We start from the raw sequence: 18533 nt of genomic DNA on the forward strand, positions 1-18533 counted from the left end.
ATATGTCTATTTTTAAAAAATAGGAGAAATATTCTTTTCTTTGTTACAATGAAAGGAGAAAGTGAGGAATCGTCTATGGATCATCATTCCTACACAACGGAAGAAGTAGCAAAGCGATTAAAAGTATCAAAATTAACTGTATACGACTTAATTAAAAAAGGAGAACTTCCTTCTTATAGAGTTGGTAGACAGATGCGCATTGATGCAGCAGATTTAGATCAATATATAAAGCAAATGAAAACAGGGAAAGTACAAGTTAATCCTGTGAAAAACGATGGTAGTAGTATCTTGAACACGTGTATTATTAGTGGTCAAGAACTAACGTTAGATATGTTAGCTAAACGTATAGAAAATCGTTTGCCAAGTTCTAATGTTTTAAGAGCGTATCAAGGTAGCTTAACGAGTTTAGTGAAAATGTATCAAGGAGAAGGAAGTATCGTTAGTTTGCATTTGTTTGATGGTGAAACGGGTACATATAATATTCCTTACGTAAAACGTATTTTAGTAGGACAGCCATGTCTTATGATTAATTTATTGTCCAGAAATGTAGGGTTTTATGTTCATAAAGGAAATCCGAAGAAAATAAAGACATGGGCTGACATATCCGGGTCCACTATAAAGTTTGTGAATCGAGAAAAGGGTTCTGGTATTAGAGTGTTAGTGGATGAACAATTACGAATCCGAAAATTAAATAAAGCTGATATTAGTGGATATGAATGGGAAGAATCGAATCATCTTGGTGTTGCCACGCAAGTTGCAAATGGAAAAGCTGATGTAGGAGTAGGTTCAGAAAAGTTTTCGCAAATTGTAAATGTGGACTTTATTCCAATCATGAAAGAACAGTATGATTTAGTAATTTTGAAGAATAAAGAAAATGAAGAGCTGATTGAAGTTGTGAAAGACATTCTGCAATCGGAAGAATTTCATAATGAATTAAATGCGATTGGCGGATATGATATTACGAAAACAGGTCAAATTGTATATGAAATAAAGTGAAACTTTAATCAGTGTGGGGGTTCTTCATCCCCCACTGATTATTAGTTGAACCAATCGGACTTTAATGGGCAGCCCGACCCCTACCTAACTTCTTTGCTTTCGCTGAATTTTGAGGAGGGGGTCTTACTGCCCATTAAAGCGGGACAAACTAAAAAGCTGCTTGTCTATAAGACGAGCAGCTTTTTCTATATATAAAGGGGTTTGGGGAAACAAAGTGTTAAATAAGACCTTGAGCAAGTGTATAAATGAAAGCCGTAAGAAGAGTAGCTCCACTTGCAAGTCCGATAAAGTCTGATTTGTTGAAAGTAATGTTGTTCATTATAATCTCTCCTTATTTGTTTAATGTAGTTGCAACAGCTTTTGCATCGACAAGTGCGGATAGCACCATGCCCATTGTATTTAAAAATTTATTTGATTTCATATTGTTCATCATGCGTATCCGCTCCTTTTCGAATAGTTGTTGCCCTGCTTATGTCTTAATTATAGGGAATATGGATACTTCCAACTATCGAATTAGCTTACGAAAGACTTACACTTTTGTAAGAAAAAAAGACATTCATGTAAGAATGTCTTTCACAGCATATTGATATGATGATGGTCTTCAATTGTTTTTAAAAAACTACGCATTGAATTCGTCATATAGCTATCTTTACGGCGTATGAAAACCGTTGAAATACTGCCGTATTTTTCAGGGATTGCATGACAATGTACCTTACCTGCTTTAGAAAGATGATGGACAGCAGACTGTGGTACGAGTGTAATTCCGAGACCGAGTGCAACACTGTTTAATATTGTCTCTAATATATTGAATTCCATAATTCTTTTTGGTAGCAAACCTTCGTCTTTAAGCCAACGTTCTAGTTTGGAGCGGTATCCACATCCTTGGTTAAAAACGAGTAGAGGCGTTGTTGTAAATTCTTCTATATGAAAGGCTTTATTTTGTGTTATAAGCATTAATTTCTCTGTACTAACATCGTATTGTTCGATTAGTGGATGTTTAATAGGACCTGATATAAAGGCGCCATCTAATTGATGATCAAGTACTTCTCTAATTAATTCTTCTGTTAGACCCGCTTGTAATGATAAATCGACATTCGGATAGCTTTTATAGTAAGAAGATAAAATGGTAGGCAGTGTACTTACTGTTTCGACTGTACCGATTTTTAATATACCAGAAGGTGTTTCGCTATCTAAAAATACTTGTTTTAGTTCGTCGACATCTTGCAAAATTTTACTAACATAAACGAGCATTTTTCTTCCTTCAGCTGTTAAAGTCATTCCTCGTTTATGGCGGTAAAAGAGTGGGGTTTTTAATTCGTTTTCTAGTTGTTTAATACGTGCAGTTACATTTGATTGTACATAATTTAATTCCTTTGCTGCGCTACTTACACTACCCTGATCGGCAACGCTTTTAAAGATTTGTAAGTCTCTTAATTCCATTTTGTAATCCCCCTTGATGTTAACTATCATTATAAATGATAGTTAACATCATTTTGAATCATTTTACGTGATATATTTTTTCTTTTACAATTCTCTTTGTGCAAATAGAAAGAAACGGGGGATTGCGGTGAGAAGAGGTCAAATGATAATAGGGGCTTTGGCGTGTTTAATTGCGAGTATGTCATGGGGAGCGATGTTTCCAGTTGCTGATCATGCGCTAGAATACATAGATCCATTTTATTTTTCGCTTATTCGCTATGGAGCAGTGGCGATAATGCTGATTGTATTGTTGTTAGTGAAAGAAGGAAAACAGGCATTTTGTTTAGAGGGAAGAGGAAAGTTACTCGTCTTTTTTGGAACGATGGCATTTACAGTATATAATGTCCTCATATTTTTAGGGCAAATGTTAATGGGTAAGTCGGGTGTAATGGTAGCTTCCATTATGGAAGCACTTATGCCGATGATTTCTATTTGTATTTTATCGGGATATAAGCATATAAAACCGAAGAAGTATATGATAACGAGTATGGTTATTGCTTTTGTAGGAGCTGTGTTTGTTATTACAAAAGGTGACATGAGTTTCTTTGTAACATTGAAAGATAATATGTTCCCATTAGCATTTATATTTATTGGTGTTGTAGGGTGGGTTATTTATACGATGGGTGGTCAAACTTGTAGTGATTGGTCAACGTTACGTTATTCTACGTTGACGTGTGTATTCGGTACGACTGTTACAGCGATTATAACGGTAATTATTACGTCGCTTGGATATATTTCAGTTCCAAGTATGGGAACGATTTCTATTGTGAAATATGATTTGTTATTCATGATGACATTGCCAGGTATTGTAGCGCTACTTGCTTGGAACTATGGTGTGAAAATTTTATCATCCATTAATGGGATTTTATTTATTAATTTTGTACCAATTACGACTTTAGCTATTATGATGATGCAAGGGTATCAAATCACAATGTTTGATATTATAGGGACTGTACTTGTTATTGCAGCGCTTATTCGCAATAACGTTTGCCAGAGAAAAGAAGAAAATATAAATAAGAGAGTTTTACAAGAAGAACAATTACGTCAAGCTGTTTAATAGGCAAATGGAGGATTTCACATGTTAGAAAGTTTATTGTTTTTCTTCGCCGTCGGAGTTGCCTGTGAGCTTGCAGCAATTAATCGAAATGGTCGTAAAAAGATAAAACAACAAGCTGAGCTGATACAGCTTTTAAAAGAATTGAAAGAAAGAAAAAATTAAAAAGACGACCGGGCATAGACGGTCGTCTTTTTCTATATAAAGGGGAAAGGGGACACAAAGTTATACAAGCGTAGCAGCGTAAATGAAAGCAGTAAGAAGAAGAGAGCCGCTAGCTAATCCTAAAAAATCTAATTTGTTAAAAGTAATGTTATTCATAATACATTCTCCTTACTTGTTTAATGCAGAAGCAACAGCTTTTGCATCGAAAAGAGCCGATAATACCATGCCCATTGTATTTAAGAAATTGTTCGTTTTCATTTTGTTCATCATATTGATCCACTCCTTTTCGAATAATTGTTGCCCTGTTTCTGACTTAATTGTATGAAATATAGTAAGAAGTAACTATCGAATTAGCTTACAAGAAAATTACACTTTTGTAAGAATTGAAATTTAACAATTCATCCTTAATTTTATTACCAACTCCTAAAACTTAGTGTTATAATTATTATAAGAATATGATTATACTTCGGATGTTTAGAAAGGAACGAAATAAATGTATAAACCAATTACATTTTTGTTGAAATATATATTTAAAACAGCTGGGAAAGTAGAAGTACAAGGAAGAGAAAAGCTACCAGAAGGTGGACCCTATGTTGTTGCATGTACACATACAAGTTTTATGGATGTATTAATGTTAGCTACAGGGATGTATCCAACTCAAATTCATTACATGGCCAAAAAAGAATTATTTGAAGGGAAATTCAAAAATTGGTTCTTTAAAAATGTAAATGCATTCCCTGTAGATCGTGCGAATCCAGGACCAAGTACACTTAAAATTCCATCACGTTTATTAAAAGAAGGAAAGGTAGTAGGGATTTTTCCGAGTGGAACAAGATCAGCGGAAGATGTTTCATTAAAAGCGGGTGCTGTGACAATTGCGATGCGTTCCAATGTTCCGTTAGTACCAGCAGCTTATGTTGGTCCATCAAGTGTAAAAGAATTAATAAAGGGGAAAAAGGCACAATTGATTTTTGGAGATCCAATTCAAATTGAGGCTGGAGAACAAATAGATCGAAAAACCGCTATGAAAATGATGACGGATCAATTAAATGAGAAGTTTGAGGAGTTAAAAGAAGCTTTGCAATCAAATCAAAAATAAGAAAAGACGACCGGGCATAGACGGTCGTCTTTTCTATTACTATTTATAATAAAGGGGAAAGGGGACACAAAGTTATACAAGCGTAGCGGCGTAAATAAAAGCAGTAAGAAGAATCGAGCCACTAGCTAGTCCTAAAAAATCTAATTTGTTAAAAGTGATGTTATTCATAATACATTCTCCTTACTTGTTTAATGTAGAAGCAACAGCTTTTGCGTCGATAAGAGCGGAAAATACCATGCCCATTGTATGTAAGAAATTGTTCGTTTTTATTTTGTTCATCATATTAATCCGCTCCTTTTCGAATAGTTGTTACCTTGTTTCTGACTTAATTGTATGAAATGTTGCGGAAAGTCACTATCGAATTAGCTTACAGAAAAATTACACTTTTGTAAGAGAAACGAATGAAGGTGTAATGATAAGAAGATTTGACATATGTTCATGAGATTCATTAAGTTAAAGGTAGAGGTGAGTGTATGGCTAATATTAAAGATATTGCAAAGATGGCGGGAGTTTCAGTTACGACTGTTTCGAGAGTGTTGAATGATCACCCATATGTAAGTGAAGAAAAAAGAAAAGCGGTTATAGAGATAGTTGAGAAATTGAATTACTCGCAAAACGCAAATGCTGTTCATTTATCAAAAGGAAAAACGAATATTGTTGGTGTGATTTTACCGTATATTAATCATCCGTGTTTTGATGCGATGGTGAGCGGAATGATGGAGACTGCGTTAGCGCATAATTACAGGGTGCTACTTTGCCAAACGAATTATAATAAAAAAGAAGAAATGAAAAGTTTACATATGTTAAAAACAAAACAATTGGATGGTCTTATTATTTGTTCACGTGCAAATGATTGGGAAACGATAGAACCGTATGCTTCTTACGGCGCAATAATTGCTTGTGAAGACAATGATATTTCAAACATCTCAAGTGTATATACGAATCATTCAGCGGCCTTTCAATTAGGAATGGATTATTTGATTGAGAAAGGTTATAAAAAAATTGGTTATTGTACGGGAAGAAAATTAGGGCCGAGTAGTCAAAAGCGTTTTGATGTTTATAAACAGCAATTGCAATCTATAGACGAAGAGGTTAATGAAGAATGGATTTTTACAGAATGTTTTACACTAGAAGATGGTGTGAAAGTGGCTCATAAGTTAAAAGAGATGCAGGATCTTCCTGAAGCATTAATAGTAGCAGGCGATGAAGTTGCGATTGGGGTTATGACAGAGGTTGAAAAATTAGGGATTCAAGTTCCTGAGGATTTAGCGATTATTGGCTTTGATAATCAACCTATCTCGCAAGTGTTACAATTGACAACTATTGATCAAAATTTAAAGGAGATAGGGAAAACTGCTTTTGAAATGTTGCATAGAAAAGTGAATGAAGAGAGTTCTGAACAAGAAAAGCTGGAAATTCCATACGAACTTGTGGAACGCTCTACAGTTTAATTTTAACCCGTTATGTGTATAATCGCATAACGGATTATTTTTTTGAAATACCTTTGACAGGAAACGCGTTTCATACTTTATAAAGGAGTTAAACCGGTTTGTAACAATCCATGGATTCTTTTCAAGAATAGTATTTGGAGGGATATGCATGAATGAACTTTTATTAAGTGTGAACAAGTATATAGAGGATAACGAAAAAATGTTAGCCTTTGTAGTAGGGATCTTTGAGAAGGATAATTTTATGTTATGTTACCAACATGGAATTTTTGTTGCCACTACTAGACGTCTCCTTTTTTACGGGAAATTTCCGTACTATCCTTCAACATTTAAAGAGTACCCATATTTGCATATAGATAGCATAGATTTTCATTCGTACTTTGAGTTTACTTATAATCATGAAACGGTTAGAGCTAAGCATATTCAGAAAGGGAATGTGGAGCGATTTGTCCATGTAGTTAGAGCAAATATGAATAATTAATCAACCCTCTGTTTAAACATAATATTTCAATTTTTAAGAGGGAAAATGCGGAATAAAAACCACTTCTAAACCTCTAGGAGATAGTGATACAATGTCAAATGGGGGGAGGGTATGAACTATGGTTAATCAACGTATAAAGGAAATAACACTAATTACAATTGGTTCATTATTATTCGCAATTGGTATTAATTACTTTGCAATTCCAAACCGTTTATCGGAAGGTGGAATTATTGGTTTAACGGTTGTTACGTACTACTTATTTGATTGGTCACCAGGAATTGTGAATTTTGCTATAAATGCAATTTTACTAGCTATTGGTTATAAATTTTTTGATAAGAAAACAATGATTTATACAATTTTAGGGATTGTAGAAACATCTTTGTTTTTATACGTTACAGAACATATTGAGTATCATGTAAATAGTGATACATTATTAGCAGCTTTATTTGCTGGTTTATTTGTGGGTATTGGATTAGGCTGTATGTTCAAAGCCGGAGGTACATCGGGAGGATCAGCAATCTTAGCTCAGTTAGCAAATCAATATTTAGGTTGGAGTGTAGGTAAAGGTGTACTAATTATTGATATTGTTGTAATTGCTGGTTCTGTATTTATAATAGGGCAAGAAAAGGCAATGTATACACTTGTAGCTGTGTTCATTGGAGCGAAGGTGATTGATTTCATTGTAGAAGGAATGGACACAAAAACGGCTGTTACGATTATTTCGAATCAACCAGACTTAATTCGTGAAGCTATTACGAAAAATATGACACGCGGTGTTACTGTATTAGAAGGGCGCGGCGGATATACTGGTAAAAATAAAGAAGTTTTATATGTTGTTATTAATAAACAAGAGCTTGTTAAGTTAAAACAAGTTATTAGTCGGGTAGATGAAGATTCTTTCGTTGTTATACATGATGTACGTGATGTACTTGGCGGTGGCTTTAAAGCAAGCTAAAAGGTGAACGAGCAAATTCGTTCACCTTTTTTAATTCTTACAAAAATGTAAGTGTAATGTAATGAGATTCAATAGTAGATTTTATTCCCCCTTTTTAAAATGGATGTATATATATCCTGCAGAGGAGGAATGTTTATTATGAAGAAAAAAATGATCACTACTATAATAGCGATGATAGTGATAGTAGTAATGTTACTGCCTACGAAACTTGGACCGGTTATCGATAAATATAATCCATTTTATAAGACGAAAGAATACTATACGGTTGTGAATACAATTGGTCAGCATATTGGTGATGAGTGGTATGAATATGAATTTATTGCATTCGATGAACGTGGTAGAGAGCAGAAAATAAAGAAAACGGTTAAGCATATGTTAAAGAGAGATGAAGCATTAAAGGTTTTTGCAAAAGGACGTTACGGTGAATCGATTGAAGAGATTGAGGTTGCAAATATTCCTATAAATGCGAAGAGCAAACTTTTAACGATGAGATAGTAAAATATACCCCTAGCTATTTTTTGTCGAAAATAAAAATACTGGGTAAGGGTATTTTTAAGATTAACAAAAAAGCCTTAGTCCATATAGACTAAGGCTTTTTTATTATATAAAGAGGAAGGGGGTACATTGTAGTAGCATGGGTGAAAGGTATAAGAAGAGTAGCTACTAGCAATGTAATTTGGTTATGTGAGTGTTCTTCTTATTTGGCTTACTTCCTAACTTTATTGTACGAAATATAAGTAAGGGGAACTATCGAATTACATTACACATAACTTACAAACATGTAAGCCTTCTGTAATGTAATTCGATAGTTAAAAGATAGTAATTTTCATATAGTGTAACTAGAAAGTCTCAATGTATTACTTTCTGTTTGTAATGAAGAATGAAAAACCAACTAATTTTTAATAATCCTCATCTGAATAAAGATGGGGATCCTTTTTTAAACCTTACAACATTGTAAGGTTTACGTAAGTTAATTCGATAGTAAATTTGTCATATTTTTTGCATAATAGATACAGATAGAAAAATAATTAGGGATCTAGTAAGAAGGGAGAAGAATGGGATGCGTAAAGAAGAAGTAGTGAAGTTACCAATTAAAGATTTCTGTAGCTACTTTACTGTTGCCGTAGTGTGTATTGGATTATTTGATATCATAACAAACTTAATTGTTAAATAATATAGATGCTAAAACAAGAAAGGAAGTCCTTTCTTGTTTTTTTTATGGGGGCATAAAGATGAAATGGATTGATAGTCATATACATGTTGATCAATATAAGGATGAAGAGAAGAGCAGATTACTGAAAGAGGTGGAAAATAGTAATGAAATAAAGGGGCTTATTGCAGTATCTATGAATTATCAATCTTGTAAGGAAACGTTATCTTTAGCGAAGAAGTATCCCTTTATATATCCAGCGATAGGGTTTCATCCAGAGCAACAGATTCATAAAGAAGAGTGTGACCAGATTTATCAACTTATTGAACAGAACGCAGAGGAAATTGTTGCGATTGGTGAAGTAGGTTTGCCCTATTATTTGAGGAAAGAAGATGAAAGAATTGCTGTAGATCCATACATAGCTGTATTGAAAAAATTTATAGAACTAGCTAGTAAGTATAATTTGCCGATTATATTACACGCAGTTTATGAAGATGCTGACACTGTATGTGATTTGCTAGAGAAATATAAAGTTTCACGTGCACATTTCCATTGGTTTAAAGGAAGTGATGAAACAATGAAACGGATGATGAAGAATGGTTATTATATTTCGATTACACCGGATGTTTTACATAAGGAGAAGATTAGAAAAATTGTTTCGTATTATCCGCTTGAATATATGATGGTAGAAACAGATGGACCATGGGAATTTCAAGAGGGTGTTATAACGCATCCAAGAATGATTCGAGAGGTATTAAAGGAAATTAGTTCTATAAAAAACATATCCATTGATAAGGTCGCAAAAACAATATATGGAAATACAAGTCGATTTTATTTGAAAGGATAGGAGAATTATAATTTTCATAATGTAACGGAAAAAGTAAAAGTTGAATTTATTTAATAAAATGCCACGGTTTGATATATGAAAAAAACCACCGAGCGTTCCGCTCGGTGGTTTTGTATTAGGATTCTAATTTTTTCGCACGTTTTAATAATAAAAGAAAGACAATGATAACGAACCCCAGTATAAGGAAGAAGCCATATTGCTTTATATAATCAATTATGTCATTCGCACGGGTTGGTTTTTCGACGTGAATGCCGTCTTTATTCGTCGTAATATGAATATCTTTCATTTTTACTTCATTCTTTTCCTTTTGTAAATCAATCCATTCTATATTTGGAATACTTTCTAGATCCTTTAATACTTCTTTTAATGGTTTCACACCTAAGTAAGGATGATAGAATGCACCAATAACTCCATCTGATAATTTAGAAACAGATAGAGCACGTTCTTTCATTTTAGCAATAGTTTGTGGCGTATCTTCTTCAATAAATCCGACTGTTTCAGGCAATAGTTTCATTCCATGTAAAAATGACGGAGTACTTGTATAATATGGTGAGTGCATGGATTTCCAAGTTGTATCATTTAACTGTAGTTGTCCTACATAAGTTGAAAAGTACCTTGATAATATTTCATATCCTTTTTGAGACATCGTGTAATGAGGTGCTTCAAAGGCAACAGGATATAGTTTAGCATCTACAAGTTCTTGAATTCCTTTTTCGATATGATCTTTCGTATATTTTTCCTCGAATTCTTCCCCTTTTTTTACATATTGGTTATATGCCTCTATATTTGGAAAGTCATCTTTTGTCTTCGGTTTTTCATGCTTCGGTTGGCGAATTGGTTGATCTGTTTTTACATCCCAAAATTCAAAGCCCTCACCTGTTTCACTGTCATAAAATTGGTGAGTATAACCATGCATAATAATTGCTGCACCATCATCTTGCATAGAGCGTAAAAGATCAACTAGTTCTGGTCTATCTTTTAAATGTATTATCTTTCCTGTATCTGGATCTTTATATACCGGAATAACAGTAATCATGTAAGGCATCTTTTTCTCTTTTAGTAATTCAGCAATTTCTTTCAATTGATTTATATCTGCTGCTGGGTGAACATCCTCAAGGCGTAAATAAGCTTCAACTTTATTTTTCGTTGGTTTTTGGCCGAAATAAGAAAATAACATTTCACCGACGTAATGAGACATCCAGTCAAAGAGGTTAGGTGTTGCAACATAATAAGATGTTTCATGCTGAACAATTAGTGGATTAGTGTTATTTGAGCTTAAGGCGTTAGCAAGCACAGTTCCATTCGTATCAAATGATTGAATTAATCGTTCCTCCTCTAAGGTATTTTTTAGCTTCTTGTCTGGATATTCAATTTTATTAACTCGTATATCATCACTATTCAAAGTAATGAAAGAAAAACGCTTAGATAATTGTTCAACATTTTGTCCTAATACTAATACAGGGCCGGAGAAGTTTTCTAGAAATTGTTTCGTTTCATCAGAAAACGCTTCTTTTGTTTCACCGATATAAACAATATGTGTATAGGAGGATACGTTATTAATTGAAGTTGCTTCTTTTAAGTTTTTTACGGTTATATCATTTGTAAAATGTCCTAATTGAGTATTAAGGATTTGGACATTATTTGAAAATTTATCGTCTTGTGTACTATACAAAACAAGTACTTTTGGTTTTGATGATGTTTGTGCAGAGGTGTAGGTAGGGATGAGTAGTAAAATGCTGAACAAGAGTGTTAGGCATTTTTTCATTTTGTATGCTCCTATTCTATATATAGAGTTCAGTTTACAATTATATACAATAAATGCGTTATAGTCTATGAAAGTTACATTTTTGTACGTATTTACCAGCTGTTTTTTCACAAAATCGGTCTAAAGCATGATGATAATATGTATAGTTATTTGCTATGATAAAAGAGTAATAGAATGTAGGTAATTGTAAAGGGAAGGCTGAAAGGGGACAAATTTCAGCGGAGAAAGAGGTAGAGGTAGTGAAGAAATTCTTTGTAGGATTTTTAGTTGTTCTTGGAGTATATTTATATTTCCAAGGAAAGTCTGAAGGAATGGATAAGCTAGTGAATGGAACAAGCTATGTTGATTCAGAAGAAGCAAAACAGATGAAACAAATCATTATAGAGGAAGCGAAGAAAGTAAATCTTCCAGAATGGATACCTCTTGCAATTGCCGAGCATGAAAGTCGATTAAATCCAAGAAGTGTTGGAGATAATGGAACTTCATTCGGATTGTTTCAACTACACCGCGGCGGCGGGCTTGCACCAGAGCATTTAACTGATGATGAGCTGAAAGATCCACGTACAAATGCGCAAATTGCAATGCCGCATTTAATGAAAGGATATAAGCGTGGGGTGCAAAAAGGTTTGACTGATTTTGCATTACTGAAATATATAGCGAATACATCTGGATGGCCAGGGAATTTAGGGCCAGAGTGGACGGATAATAACATGAAGTATAACATCGGATTAGAAGATGTGTACTATCGAAATAAAGGTGTAATTAAAGAGTAGGTTTTCTATACCTACTCTGTTTTTTTATGAATAATTTCATCCTTTTCTTTCGTGAAATACTGCGTGAGTTGTATTTTCACCTCTTCTAGTTTTGTAGAAACTTGCGGTATTTTATATCCTACATACAATGGTGAAACGACAAATCTAGGTACAACTTTACAAATGATTTTTCCATTTAAGTAATAGAAGAATAAGTTATAACTACTGCATCCTTTATGGAAATCTGTCAGTATGTAACGTACAGTTTGCTGAATGTAATTTGCCATTTCATCTATATATGAAATGTTATCAATGATTATATTGAATTCAGTGAAGCCAATAATGGGACGCTCTGAAATATTAAACTCAATGCATTCATTTTTTTGAACAATTAACCCTTGGAAATTTTCTTCTTCAATATTTTCAAGATAATCTACATATTTCATTCCGATAATTTGCATGTGTGCATGATGCAAACTTCCACCTGAAAATGGACCGTGATTTTTATATAAAATCACAGATGCGAACTCTTCGTTCTTCTGTAAGTGTAACCAATGTTGAATAGAAAATTGCATTAATTTTCTCATATGTTCTTCTGTATATGTTGCGATATGATCTTCGCAATTATCGGTTTCGATTAACACTGTTTGAAATGTATCTTGTAATGTAGGAAATTTATTTTTTAACCAAATAATAGAACCATCAGTTGCTAAAATATCCGTTAATTGTTCTTTATCGCAAAATGGACATGCAGCGCTTCTATTCCGAATACTTTCTGGTTTTTGTTTACCGATATCGTTTAAAAAATATAGTTGTTGTGTATCCATTTGTATATATGCCCCTTTAAAATATGTGTAAAAATCCCGCTTAATACATTCGGGAAAAGGAGAAGGAAATCCTCTAAAGGAATAGGGGAAAAATAAAAGACAAGATATCCTCATTACGATAGGGTACCTTGTCTTTTATTTTTTCTCTAATAGCGTGTATGGATAATATAGAACATTTTCATTATTTTTCTTTTTTCTCTTTTTTATTGTGTATAAGGTAATTGCTGTGCTTGCAATTATAATAATGGCTTTCTTCATATTCATATACCCCTTTTTATTGTTGGTTTAATTCTTGGCTAACTGCTTTTGCATCGACTAAAGCGTGTAAAATCATTTTCACCATGTTCATCATATTTCTTCACTCCTTTTTATAGTTCATTTAGTTCTTTTACAACTGCTTGTCCGTTCACTAATACCTCAAAGATTGCTTTTACGATTTCTTTCATCATGTTTGTTTCCTCCTTTTGTTTGTCTCGCTTGTTTACATCTTTATTGTATAGGGAGGCATCTTTTCGTACTATCGCTTTCCATTACGTGAACATAACAGTTTTGTAAGATTTGATGTCACTTATTGAAATGTTTAGTCTATCTTCATTATTTTCAGAAAAATGACTATTCAAACATGAAATTGGAAAGTATAATAAAGAAGTAAGTATTAAATTCCGTACGAAAGGGGTGAATGAGATGAAACGTTCTTTAGCTGCACGTGCCAAATTTTTAGATTTTATCTATTTTTGTCGTGCGATTTTTCATGATGTAGTTGTTAACGGGATACGTATGCCCTTTTTTAACAATTGCATAGTGACTATTGAACGATAGAAATCTCTTCACCCATTTTTAATAAACGTGTGAAAAGGGAGCTATTTGGCTTCCTTTTTCTATGCCGAAAAACCATGGGGAATGTTTCTTTCTCATGGTTTTTTATATTGAAAGGAGTACGGAAAATGACTATTTGTAGTGTAAATAATGTAACGAAATCTTTTGGTGGAAACACCATATTTGAAAATATATCGCTTGAAATAAAGAATGGTGAACGTGTTGGATTAGTTGGTCGTAACGGTAGTGGGAAGACAACAATCTTTGGGCTTCTAACTGGAATGGAGAGTTTGGATGCAGGAGCCATTCATATGAAGAAAGGTACACGTATTGGTCATGTCGCACAAATTCCGAAGTTTGATGAGGTTATGACTGTATATGATGTATTGAGTTCTGCTTTTAAAGTAGAAAAGGAATTAGAAAAAGAAATGCATGCTTTAGAAAAAAATATGGCGGAGGAGCAGGAACAATCTTCTTTGCAAAAGCTAATGGAGAGGTACGGAATAATTCAAGAAAAATTTGCATTTCTCGGTGGTTATGAAATAGAGGCAAATATAATGAAGGTAGCAAATGGCTTACAAGTAACAGACTTATTTCCAAGAGTATTTACGGAATTAAGTGGAGGAGAACAGACGAAAGTAAGCCTTGCATATATGCTATTGCAGAAACCAGATTTACTTCTATTAGATGAACCAACAAATCATTTAGATTTGTTTGCAGTTGAATGGTTAGAGAAATTTTTAAAAGAATATAATGGAACAGTTATGGTTATTTCACACGATCGCTATTTCCTTGATGAAGTTGTAACGAAAATTTTTGATTTGGAAGATGGAGAGATTCACGTGTACCATACGAATTATTCTCAGTTCGTTGAGGAGAAGGAAGAAAGATTACTTCAAGAGTTTCAAGCTTATCAAGAGCAGCAAAAGAAAATAAAGAAAATGAAAGAAGCAATTAAGCGCCTACGTGAATGGGCAAATCAAGCGAATCCTCCGAATGAAGGGTTGCATAAAAGAGCGAGGAATATGGAACGTGCGTTAGAGCGTATAGAGAAATTAAAGAGGCCGATTTTAGAAAGAAAACAGATGGGTCTTCAGTTTGAAGGGCAAGAGAGAAGCGGAAAAGATGTTGTTGTAATGAAAGAAGTGAGTAAAGGTTTTGCTGGCCGATCTTTATTTGAACAAGCGAATTTACATGTTCGTTTTCAAGAGCGTGCTGCTATCGTTGGTCGTAATGGTACAGGAAAGACTACATTATTAAAACTACTATTAGAAGAAATAAATCCAGACGTTGGTGAAATTCGAATTGGTAGTAGTGTCAAAATTGGTTATTTATCACAACATGCATATGAAAATATGAAGAGTAATGTATTGGAAGCATTCAGAGAGAATGTGGCTGTAACAGAGGGAGAAGCAAGACATATATTAGCTAAGTTTTTGTTTTATGGTCCAGCAGTATTTAAGAAAGTAACGCAACTTAGTGGTGGAGAAAAAATGAGATTAAGACTTGCGCAACTTATGTATCAAGACATCAATTTTCTAATTTTAGATGAGCCGACAAACCATCTTGATATTGAATCAAGGGAAGTTTTAGAGGAAGCCCTTGAGCAATATAACGGAACGATTTTAGCTGTTTCACACGATCGCTATTTTTTAAATAAGTTATTTGAAAAGACGTACTGGATTGATAGATGCAAATTATTTGAGTTTGCAGGAAACTATGCATGGGCTCGTCAAAAGTGGGAAGAAAAGCTTGAGGAGGAAGTAATAAAGCATAAGCACCATGGAAGAAAAAGTGTTGAAGCAATCTCTATAAAAAAGAAAGATTCTAGAAGTTTTGCGGAGATTGAAAACGAGTTAATGCATATAGAAGAAGATATATATGCATTAGAAAGTGAAATGGAATATGTAGCTGATGTTGAAAGACTTGAAAAATTATATGAGGAAAAAACGAAGAAAGAGTTGTTACGAGCAGATTTATATAATGAATTAGAGAATATGGTGGAGTAATGAGTAGAAAGCCACTTCCTTTCAGTTTTGCTGGAGGAAGTGGCTTTTTTCATAATGATATTTTGCTTTAAAGGTTAAATGAAGCGATGTGTTTCACGTGAAACAGTAACTTAGATAAATCCATTTTCCTTAATTTTCATAGTTTGTGAAACATATGAAAATGATAAGCTGAAAAATAAATGTCATTAGTGGTTTTTCGATAGGAGTAATTACAAAAACAAAGGCTAATTATTTCCCGAGAGATAAAGTGAAACTTTAATCAGAGGGGGTCTTACTGCCCGGCAAATAGCGGAATAAATATGTGTAACAGAGACTAGTGAATGAAAACAAAAAGAGAGCAAAGTTACAGCTTTACGCGCTGAACTCTGCTCTCTTTTTGCGTGGCATCTTCTCTCGTTGAAATTATAATAGCGATCCCGAGCATGATAAAAAAAGCTAAAAAGAGGACGAACTTTGGGAAGAACGGGAATAGTAATAGCGCTCCGACTATCATAATTGTTAATAATACGTAGTGCAGGACGTATTGGAATAGGTTGTCCATATTTTCGCCCCCTTTTTTGTAATTGGTTATTAGTATTCTATGTTTCATGCTGAAGGAATAGAAGTAGATTTTTAAGTTTTAATACGAATTATAGCTGAGTTTTCTTAAAGTATAAATGTAGAGTGATAATTTTGGAAAAATTCTCAAAATATTTATTTAGAAAGAATTGACAAAACATAATGAACGATATAAGCTAATAACCATAAAGTCTACCGGAAAGGTCGGAATAAGATTGTTACCCCTCAAAAACATCTATTTTTTTACGATTAAAACCGACTTTTCCGATTGGCTATAAATGTTGCTGTGGGAGGCATACATAAGGTAATTCGTTCAGAGGGTATAATCATAAAAAGTTAGGGTGGGGACAATGAAGAAAAAGACAAAAAAATGGGCTGGTGTATTTTCGGTATTAATAAGTAGTTCGCTTGTGTTGTCTGCTTGTGGGGGACAGGAGGACGCGGCTTCTACAGAGCCGGTTAAACAGCAGGATTTAAAAAATGTGAAAATTGAAAAGATCGCTGCGACAGATAAAACGAAAGTGCCAGACAAAGCGAAGAATAGAAAAGATACGTTAGTAGTTGGTATTAGTAAGCCAGGCGGCGTATTTTTGCCATACTTCCAACAAAATGGTTGGGATGGAAACGTAACTTCAGTTATTTTTGCATCTCTCGTATCAACCGATAAACAAGGGAAACCAATTCCAGAATTAGCTGAGAAGTGGGACGTTTCTTCTGATCAGTTAACATATACATTCCATTTACGTAAAGATTTGAAATTTAGTGATGGATCGCCATTAACGGCGGATGATGTAGCTTTCACATTGACGCTTTTACATGATAAGGCATATGAAGGTGAAGTAGATATCTCTCAATATGCGGTTAAAGGTGGTAAAGAATATAAAGAAGGGAAAGCAACTTCAATTGAAGGTATTCAAGTTGTTGATCCACAAACAATTAAAATTACAACTGAAAAAGTGAATTCACAAGCTATATTTGTTTTAGGAGGTACAGTACTATCAAAAGCTTATTATGGAAAAGATTATAAGCAAAATACAAGCTTAGATTACTTAAAAGATTTATATGGAAAGCCATTAGCTGCGGGTCCATATAAATTTGAAAAGTATATTCCAGGTCAAGAAGTTCGTTTTGTAGCAAACGAAAATTATTATGCGGGTAAACCAAAAATTCAAAACTTCATTTATAAAATTACTTCTGGTGATACGAAGCTTCAGTTATTCCAAACAGGAGAAGTTGACCATACTGGCTTAGGTACTGGTGATGAGGTTATTGAACAGGCTAAGGCTTTAGAATTCGCAAATATCCAAATTGAAACAGCACCGTCATTTAGTTATATTTATATGAATAATAATAAGCCTTACTTAAAGGATAAAAAGGTTCGCCAAGCACTTATTTACGGATTAGACCGCAAAAAATATGTTGATACAGCGTTAAAAGGATACGGTACAGTAGCCAATGTACCAATTCATCCAACTTCTTGGGCTTATACGGAAGAAGGAGTTAATAAATACGAATACGATAAAGAAAAAGCGAAAAAATTATTAGATGAAGCAGGGTGGAAAGTTGGTTCGGATGGAATTCGTGAAAAAGATGGTCAAAAATTAAAACTTTCTTATTTCGGTCCAAGTTCGGCTAAAGATAGTGATTTATTAATTCCGATTGCGAAAGAGAATTATAAAGAAATAGGTGTAGAGTTTAATCCTGAATTTATGGACTTTAATACGATGCTTTCTAAGGTAAACAAAGGGGATTATGATTTAGCTTCTGTTTCGACACCGATTACAAGTGATCCGAGTGAAACAGCTGGTGAATATTTGTCTACTGCAAATGAAACTAGTCTTGGTTATAAGAATGCAAAAGTAGATGAGCTAATTCAAAAAGGTATTGAAACTGTAGATATCGAAAAGCGTAAACCTATTTATAAAGAATTGTATAAAGAATTAAGTGATGATCCACCAGTAATTCTATTAAACTACCGTAGAACAATTACTGGTTATAACGGGAATATAAAAGGAATTGATCCTGAAAAGTACAACAGTATTAGTGCAAACTTACCAGTATTATCATTTGAAAAATAACGATAAGAATGTATAAGTAGAAGACATTTTTTCATTCGGTTAGTAATGTGCCGC

Annotated in this window: 21 protein-coding genes; 13 read left to right on the top strand and 8 right to left on the bottom strand. The window is 33.7% G+C overall.

The genetic code is table 11. The features are described 5' to 3' along the window. Positions 1–75: 75 nt before the first annotated feature. On the top strand, positions 76–996 hold the full coding sequence (locus ACTFRU_RS28005; protein WP_290102077.1) for a substrate-binding domain-containing protein: 921 nt from the start codon (positions 76–78) through the stop codon (positions 994–996). Positions 997–1213: 217 nt separating this feature from the next. Here ACTFRU_RS28005 and ACTFRU_RS28010 read toward each other — a convergent pair whose 3' ends face one another. Together ACTFRU_RS28010 and ACTFRU_RS28015 are read right to left on the bottom strand one after the other, a co-directional pair. Further along, the gene (locus tag ACTFRU_RS28010) at positions 1214–1315 is read right to left on the bottom strand and encodes a DUF3948 family protein (RefSeq protein WP_001060017.1); all 102 of its coding nucleotides are present in this window, start codon (positions 1313–1315) and stop codon (positions 1214–1216) included. 254 nt (positions 1316–1569) lie between these two features. After that, a complete protein-coding gene (locus tag ACTFRU_RS28015) occupies positions 1570–2436 on the bottom strand; it encodes a LysR family transcriptional regulator (protein WP_000423031.1) in 867 nt (288 codons plus the stop codon). Positions 2437–2563: 127 nt separating this feature from the next. Here ACTFRU_RS28015 and ACTFRU_RS28020 point away from each other — a divergent pair, with 127 nt between their 5' ends. Then, positions 2564–3532 carry a DMT family transporter gene (locus ACTFRU_RS28020; RefSeq protein ID WP_290102078.1) on the top strand — a complete coding sequence of 323 codons (969 nt, stop codon included), beginning with the start codon at positions 2564–2566 and terminating at the stop codon, positions 3530–3532. A 21-nt stretch (positions 3533–3553) separates the two neighbouring features. After that, positions 3554–3694 (top strand): YrzO family protein, encoded by a 141-nt coding sequence (locus ACTFRU_RS28025; RefSeq protein WP_000894065.1) that lies wholly within the window; start codon positions 3554–3556, stop codon positions 3692–3694. Between the two features lie 60 nt (positions 3695–3754). On the opposite strand, the gene ACTFRU_RS28030 is transcribed toward ACTFRU_RS28025, so the two are convergent. Next, entirely contained in the window at positions 3755–3850 is a 96-nt protein-coding gene (locus tag ACTFRU_RS28030) for a DUF3948 family protein (RefSeq protein WP_001060007.1), read from the bottom strand. Positions 3851–4187: 337 nt separating this feature from the next. On the opposite strand from ACTFRU_RS28030, the gene ACTFRU_RS28035 reads away from it, so the two are divergent. After that, the gene (locus tag ACTFRU_RS28035) at positions 4188–4793 is read left to right on the top strand and encodes a lysophospholipid acyltransferase family protein (protein ID WP_000277778.1); all 606 of its coding nucleotides are present in this window, start codon (positions 4188–4190) and stop codon (positions 4791–4793) included. 72 nt (positions 4794–4865) lie between these two features. Here the strand turns inward: ACTFRU_RS28035 and ACTFRU_RS28040 are convergent, their stop codons facing one another. After that, positions 4866–4961 (bottom strand): DUF3948 family protein, encoded by a 96-nt coding sequence (locus ACTFRU_RS28040; protein WP_001059999.1) that lies wholly within the window; start codon positions 4959–4961, stop codon positions 4866–4868. A gap of 305 nt (positions 4962–5266) precedes the next feature. On the opposite strand from ACTFRU_RS28040, the gene ACTFRU_RS28045 reads away from it, so the two are divergent. From ACTFRU_RS28045 to ACTFRU_RS28065, 5 genes are all read left to right on the top strand, one after another. Continuing rightward, positions 5267–6244: a LacI family DNA-binding transcriptional regulator gene (locus ACTFRU_RS28045; protein WP_074790799.1), complete on the top strand. Its 978-nt coding sequence runs from the start codon at positions 5267–5269 to the stop codon at positions 6242–6244. 148 nt (positions 6245–6392) lie between these two features. Then, positions 6393–6722, top strand: coding sequence for a PH domain-containing protein (locus tag ACTFRU_RS28050; protein WP_001004230.1), 330 nt, complete (start codon positions 6393–6395; stop codon positions 6720–6722). Positions 6723–6840: 118 nt separating this feature from the next. Next, positions 6841–7677, top strand: a complete 837-nt coding sequence (locus ACTFRU_RS28055; RefSeq protein WP_000248038.1) for a YitT family protein — start codon at positions 6841–6843, stop codon at positions 7675–7677. A gap of 138 nt (positions 7678–7815) precedes the next feature. After that, positions 7816–8172 carry a YxeA family protein gene (locus ACTFRU_RS28060; protein WP_000728422.1) on the top strand — a complete coding sequence of 119 codons (357 nt, stop codon included), beginning with the start codon at positions 7816–7818 and terminating at the stop codon, positions 8170–8172. 737 nt (positions 8173–8909) lie between these two features. After that, on the top strand, positions 8910–9674 hold the full coding sequence (locus ACTFRU_RS28065) for a TatD family hydrolase (protein WP_000871106.1): 765 nt from the start codon (positions 8910–8912) through the stop codon (positions 9672–9674). 115 nt (positions 9675–9789) lie between these two features. Here the strand turns inward: ACTFRU_RS28065 and ACTFRU_RS28070 are convergent, their stop codons facing one another. Next, positions 9790–11439, bottom strand: a complete 1650-nt coding sequence (locus ACTFRU_RS28070) for a polysaccharide deacetylase family protein (protein WP_290102079.1) — start codon at positions 11437–11439, stop codon at positions 9790–9792. 239 nt (positions 11440–11678) lie between these two features. On the opposite strand from ACTFRU_RS28070, the gene ACTFRU_RS28075 reads away from it, so the two are divergent. Then, positions 11679–12212 (top strand): transglycosylase SLT domain-containing protein, encoded by a 534-nt coding sequence (locus tag ACTFRU_RS28075; RefSeq protein ID WP_000713249.1) that lies wholly within the window; start codon positions 11679–11681, stop codon positions 12210–12212. Between the two features lie 11 nt (positions 12213–12223). Here the strand turns inward: ACTFRU_RS28075 and ACTFRU_RS28080 are convergent, their stop codons facing one another. Further along, complete coding sequence (locus ACTFRU_RS28080) at positions 12224–13018, bottom strand: DUF4931 domain-containing protein (RefSeq protein ID WP_290102080.1); 795 nt, start codon at positions 13016–13018, stop codon at positions 12224–12226. 135 nt (positions 13019–13153) lie between these two features. Beyond that, a complete protein-coding gene (locus ACTFRU_RS28085; RefSeq protein WP_002023099.1) occupies positions 13154–13282 on the bottom strand; it encodes a hypothetical protein in 129 nt (42 codons plus the stop codon). Positions 13283–13702: 420 nt separating this feature from the next. Here ACTFRU_RS28085 and ACTFRU_RS28090 point away from each other — a divergent pair, with 420 nt between their 5' ends. Further along, positions 13703–13837: an RAxF-45 family protein gene (locus ACTFRU_RS28090; RefSeq protein WP_000830643.1), complete on the top strand. Its 135-nt coding sequence runs from the start codon at positions 13703–13705 to the stop codon at positions 13835–13837. Between the two features lie 125 nt (positions 13838–13962). Continuing rightward, positions 13963–15843: a ribosomal protection-like ABC-F family protein gene (abc-f, locus tag ACTFRU_RS28095; protein WP_290102081.1), complete on the top strand. Its 1881-nt coding sequence runs from the start codon at positions 13963–13965 to the stop codon at positions 15841–15843. A gap of 343 nt (positions 15844–16186) precedes the next feature. Here abc-f and ACTFRU_RS28100 read toward each other — a convergent pair whose 3' ends face one another. Next, positions 16187–16384, bottom strand: coding sequence for a hypothetical protein (locus ACTFRU_RS28100; RefSeq protein ID WP_000369254.1), 198 nt, complete (start codon positions 16382–16384; stop codon positions 16187–16189). Between the two features lie 367 nt (positions 16385–16751). Between ACTFRU_RS28100 and ACTFRU_RS28105 the strand changes: the two genes are divergently transcribed. Then, entirely contained in the window at positions 16752–18479 is a 1728-nt protein-coding gene (locus ACTFRU_RS28105) for an ABC transporter substrate-binding protein (RefSeq protein ID WP_440037992.1), read from the top strand. Positions 18480–18533: the final 54 nt, after the last annotated feature.

The organism is Bacillus cereus group sp. MYBK220-1 (assembly GCF_051916445.1).
Taxonomy (GTDB): domain Bacteria; phylum Bacillota; class Bacilli; order Bacillales; family Bacillaceae_G; genus Bacillus_A; species Bacillus_A cereus.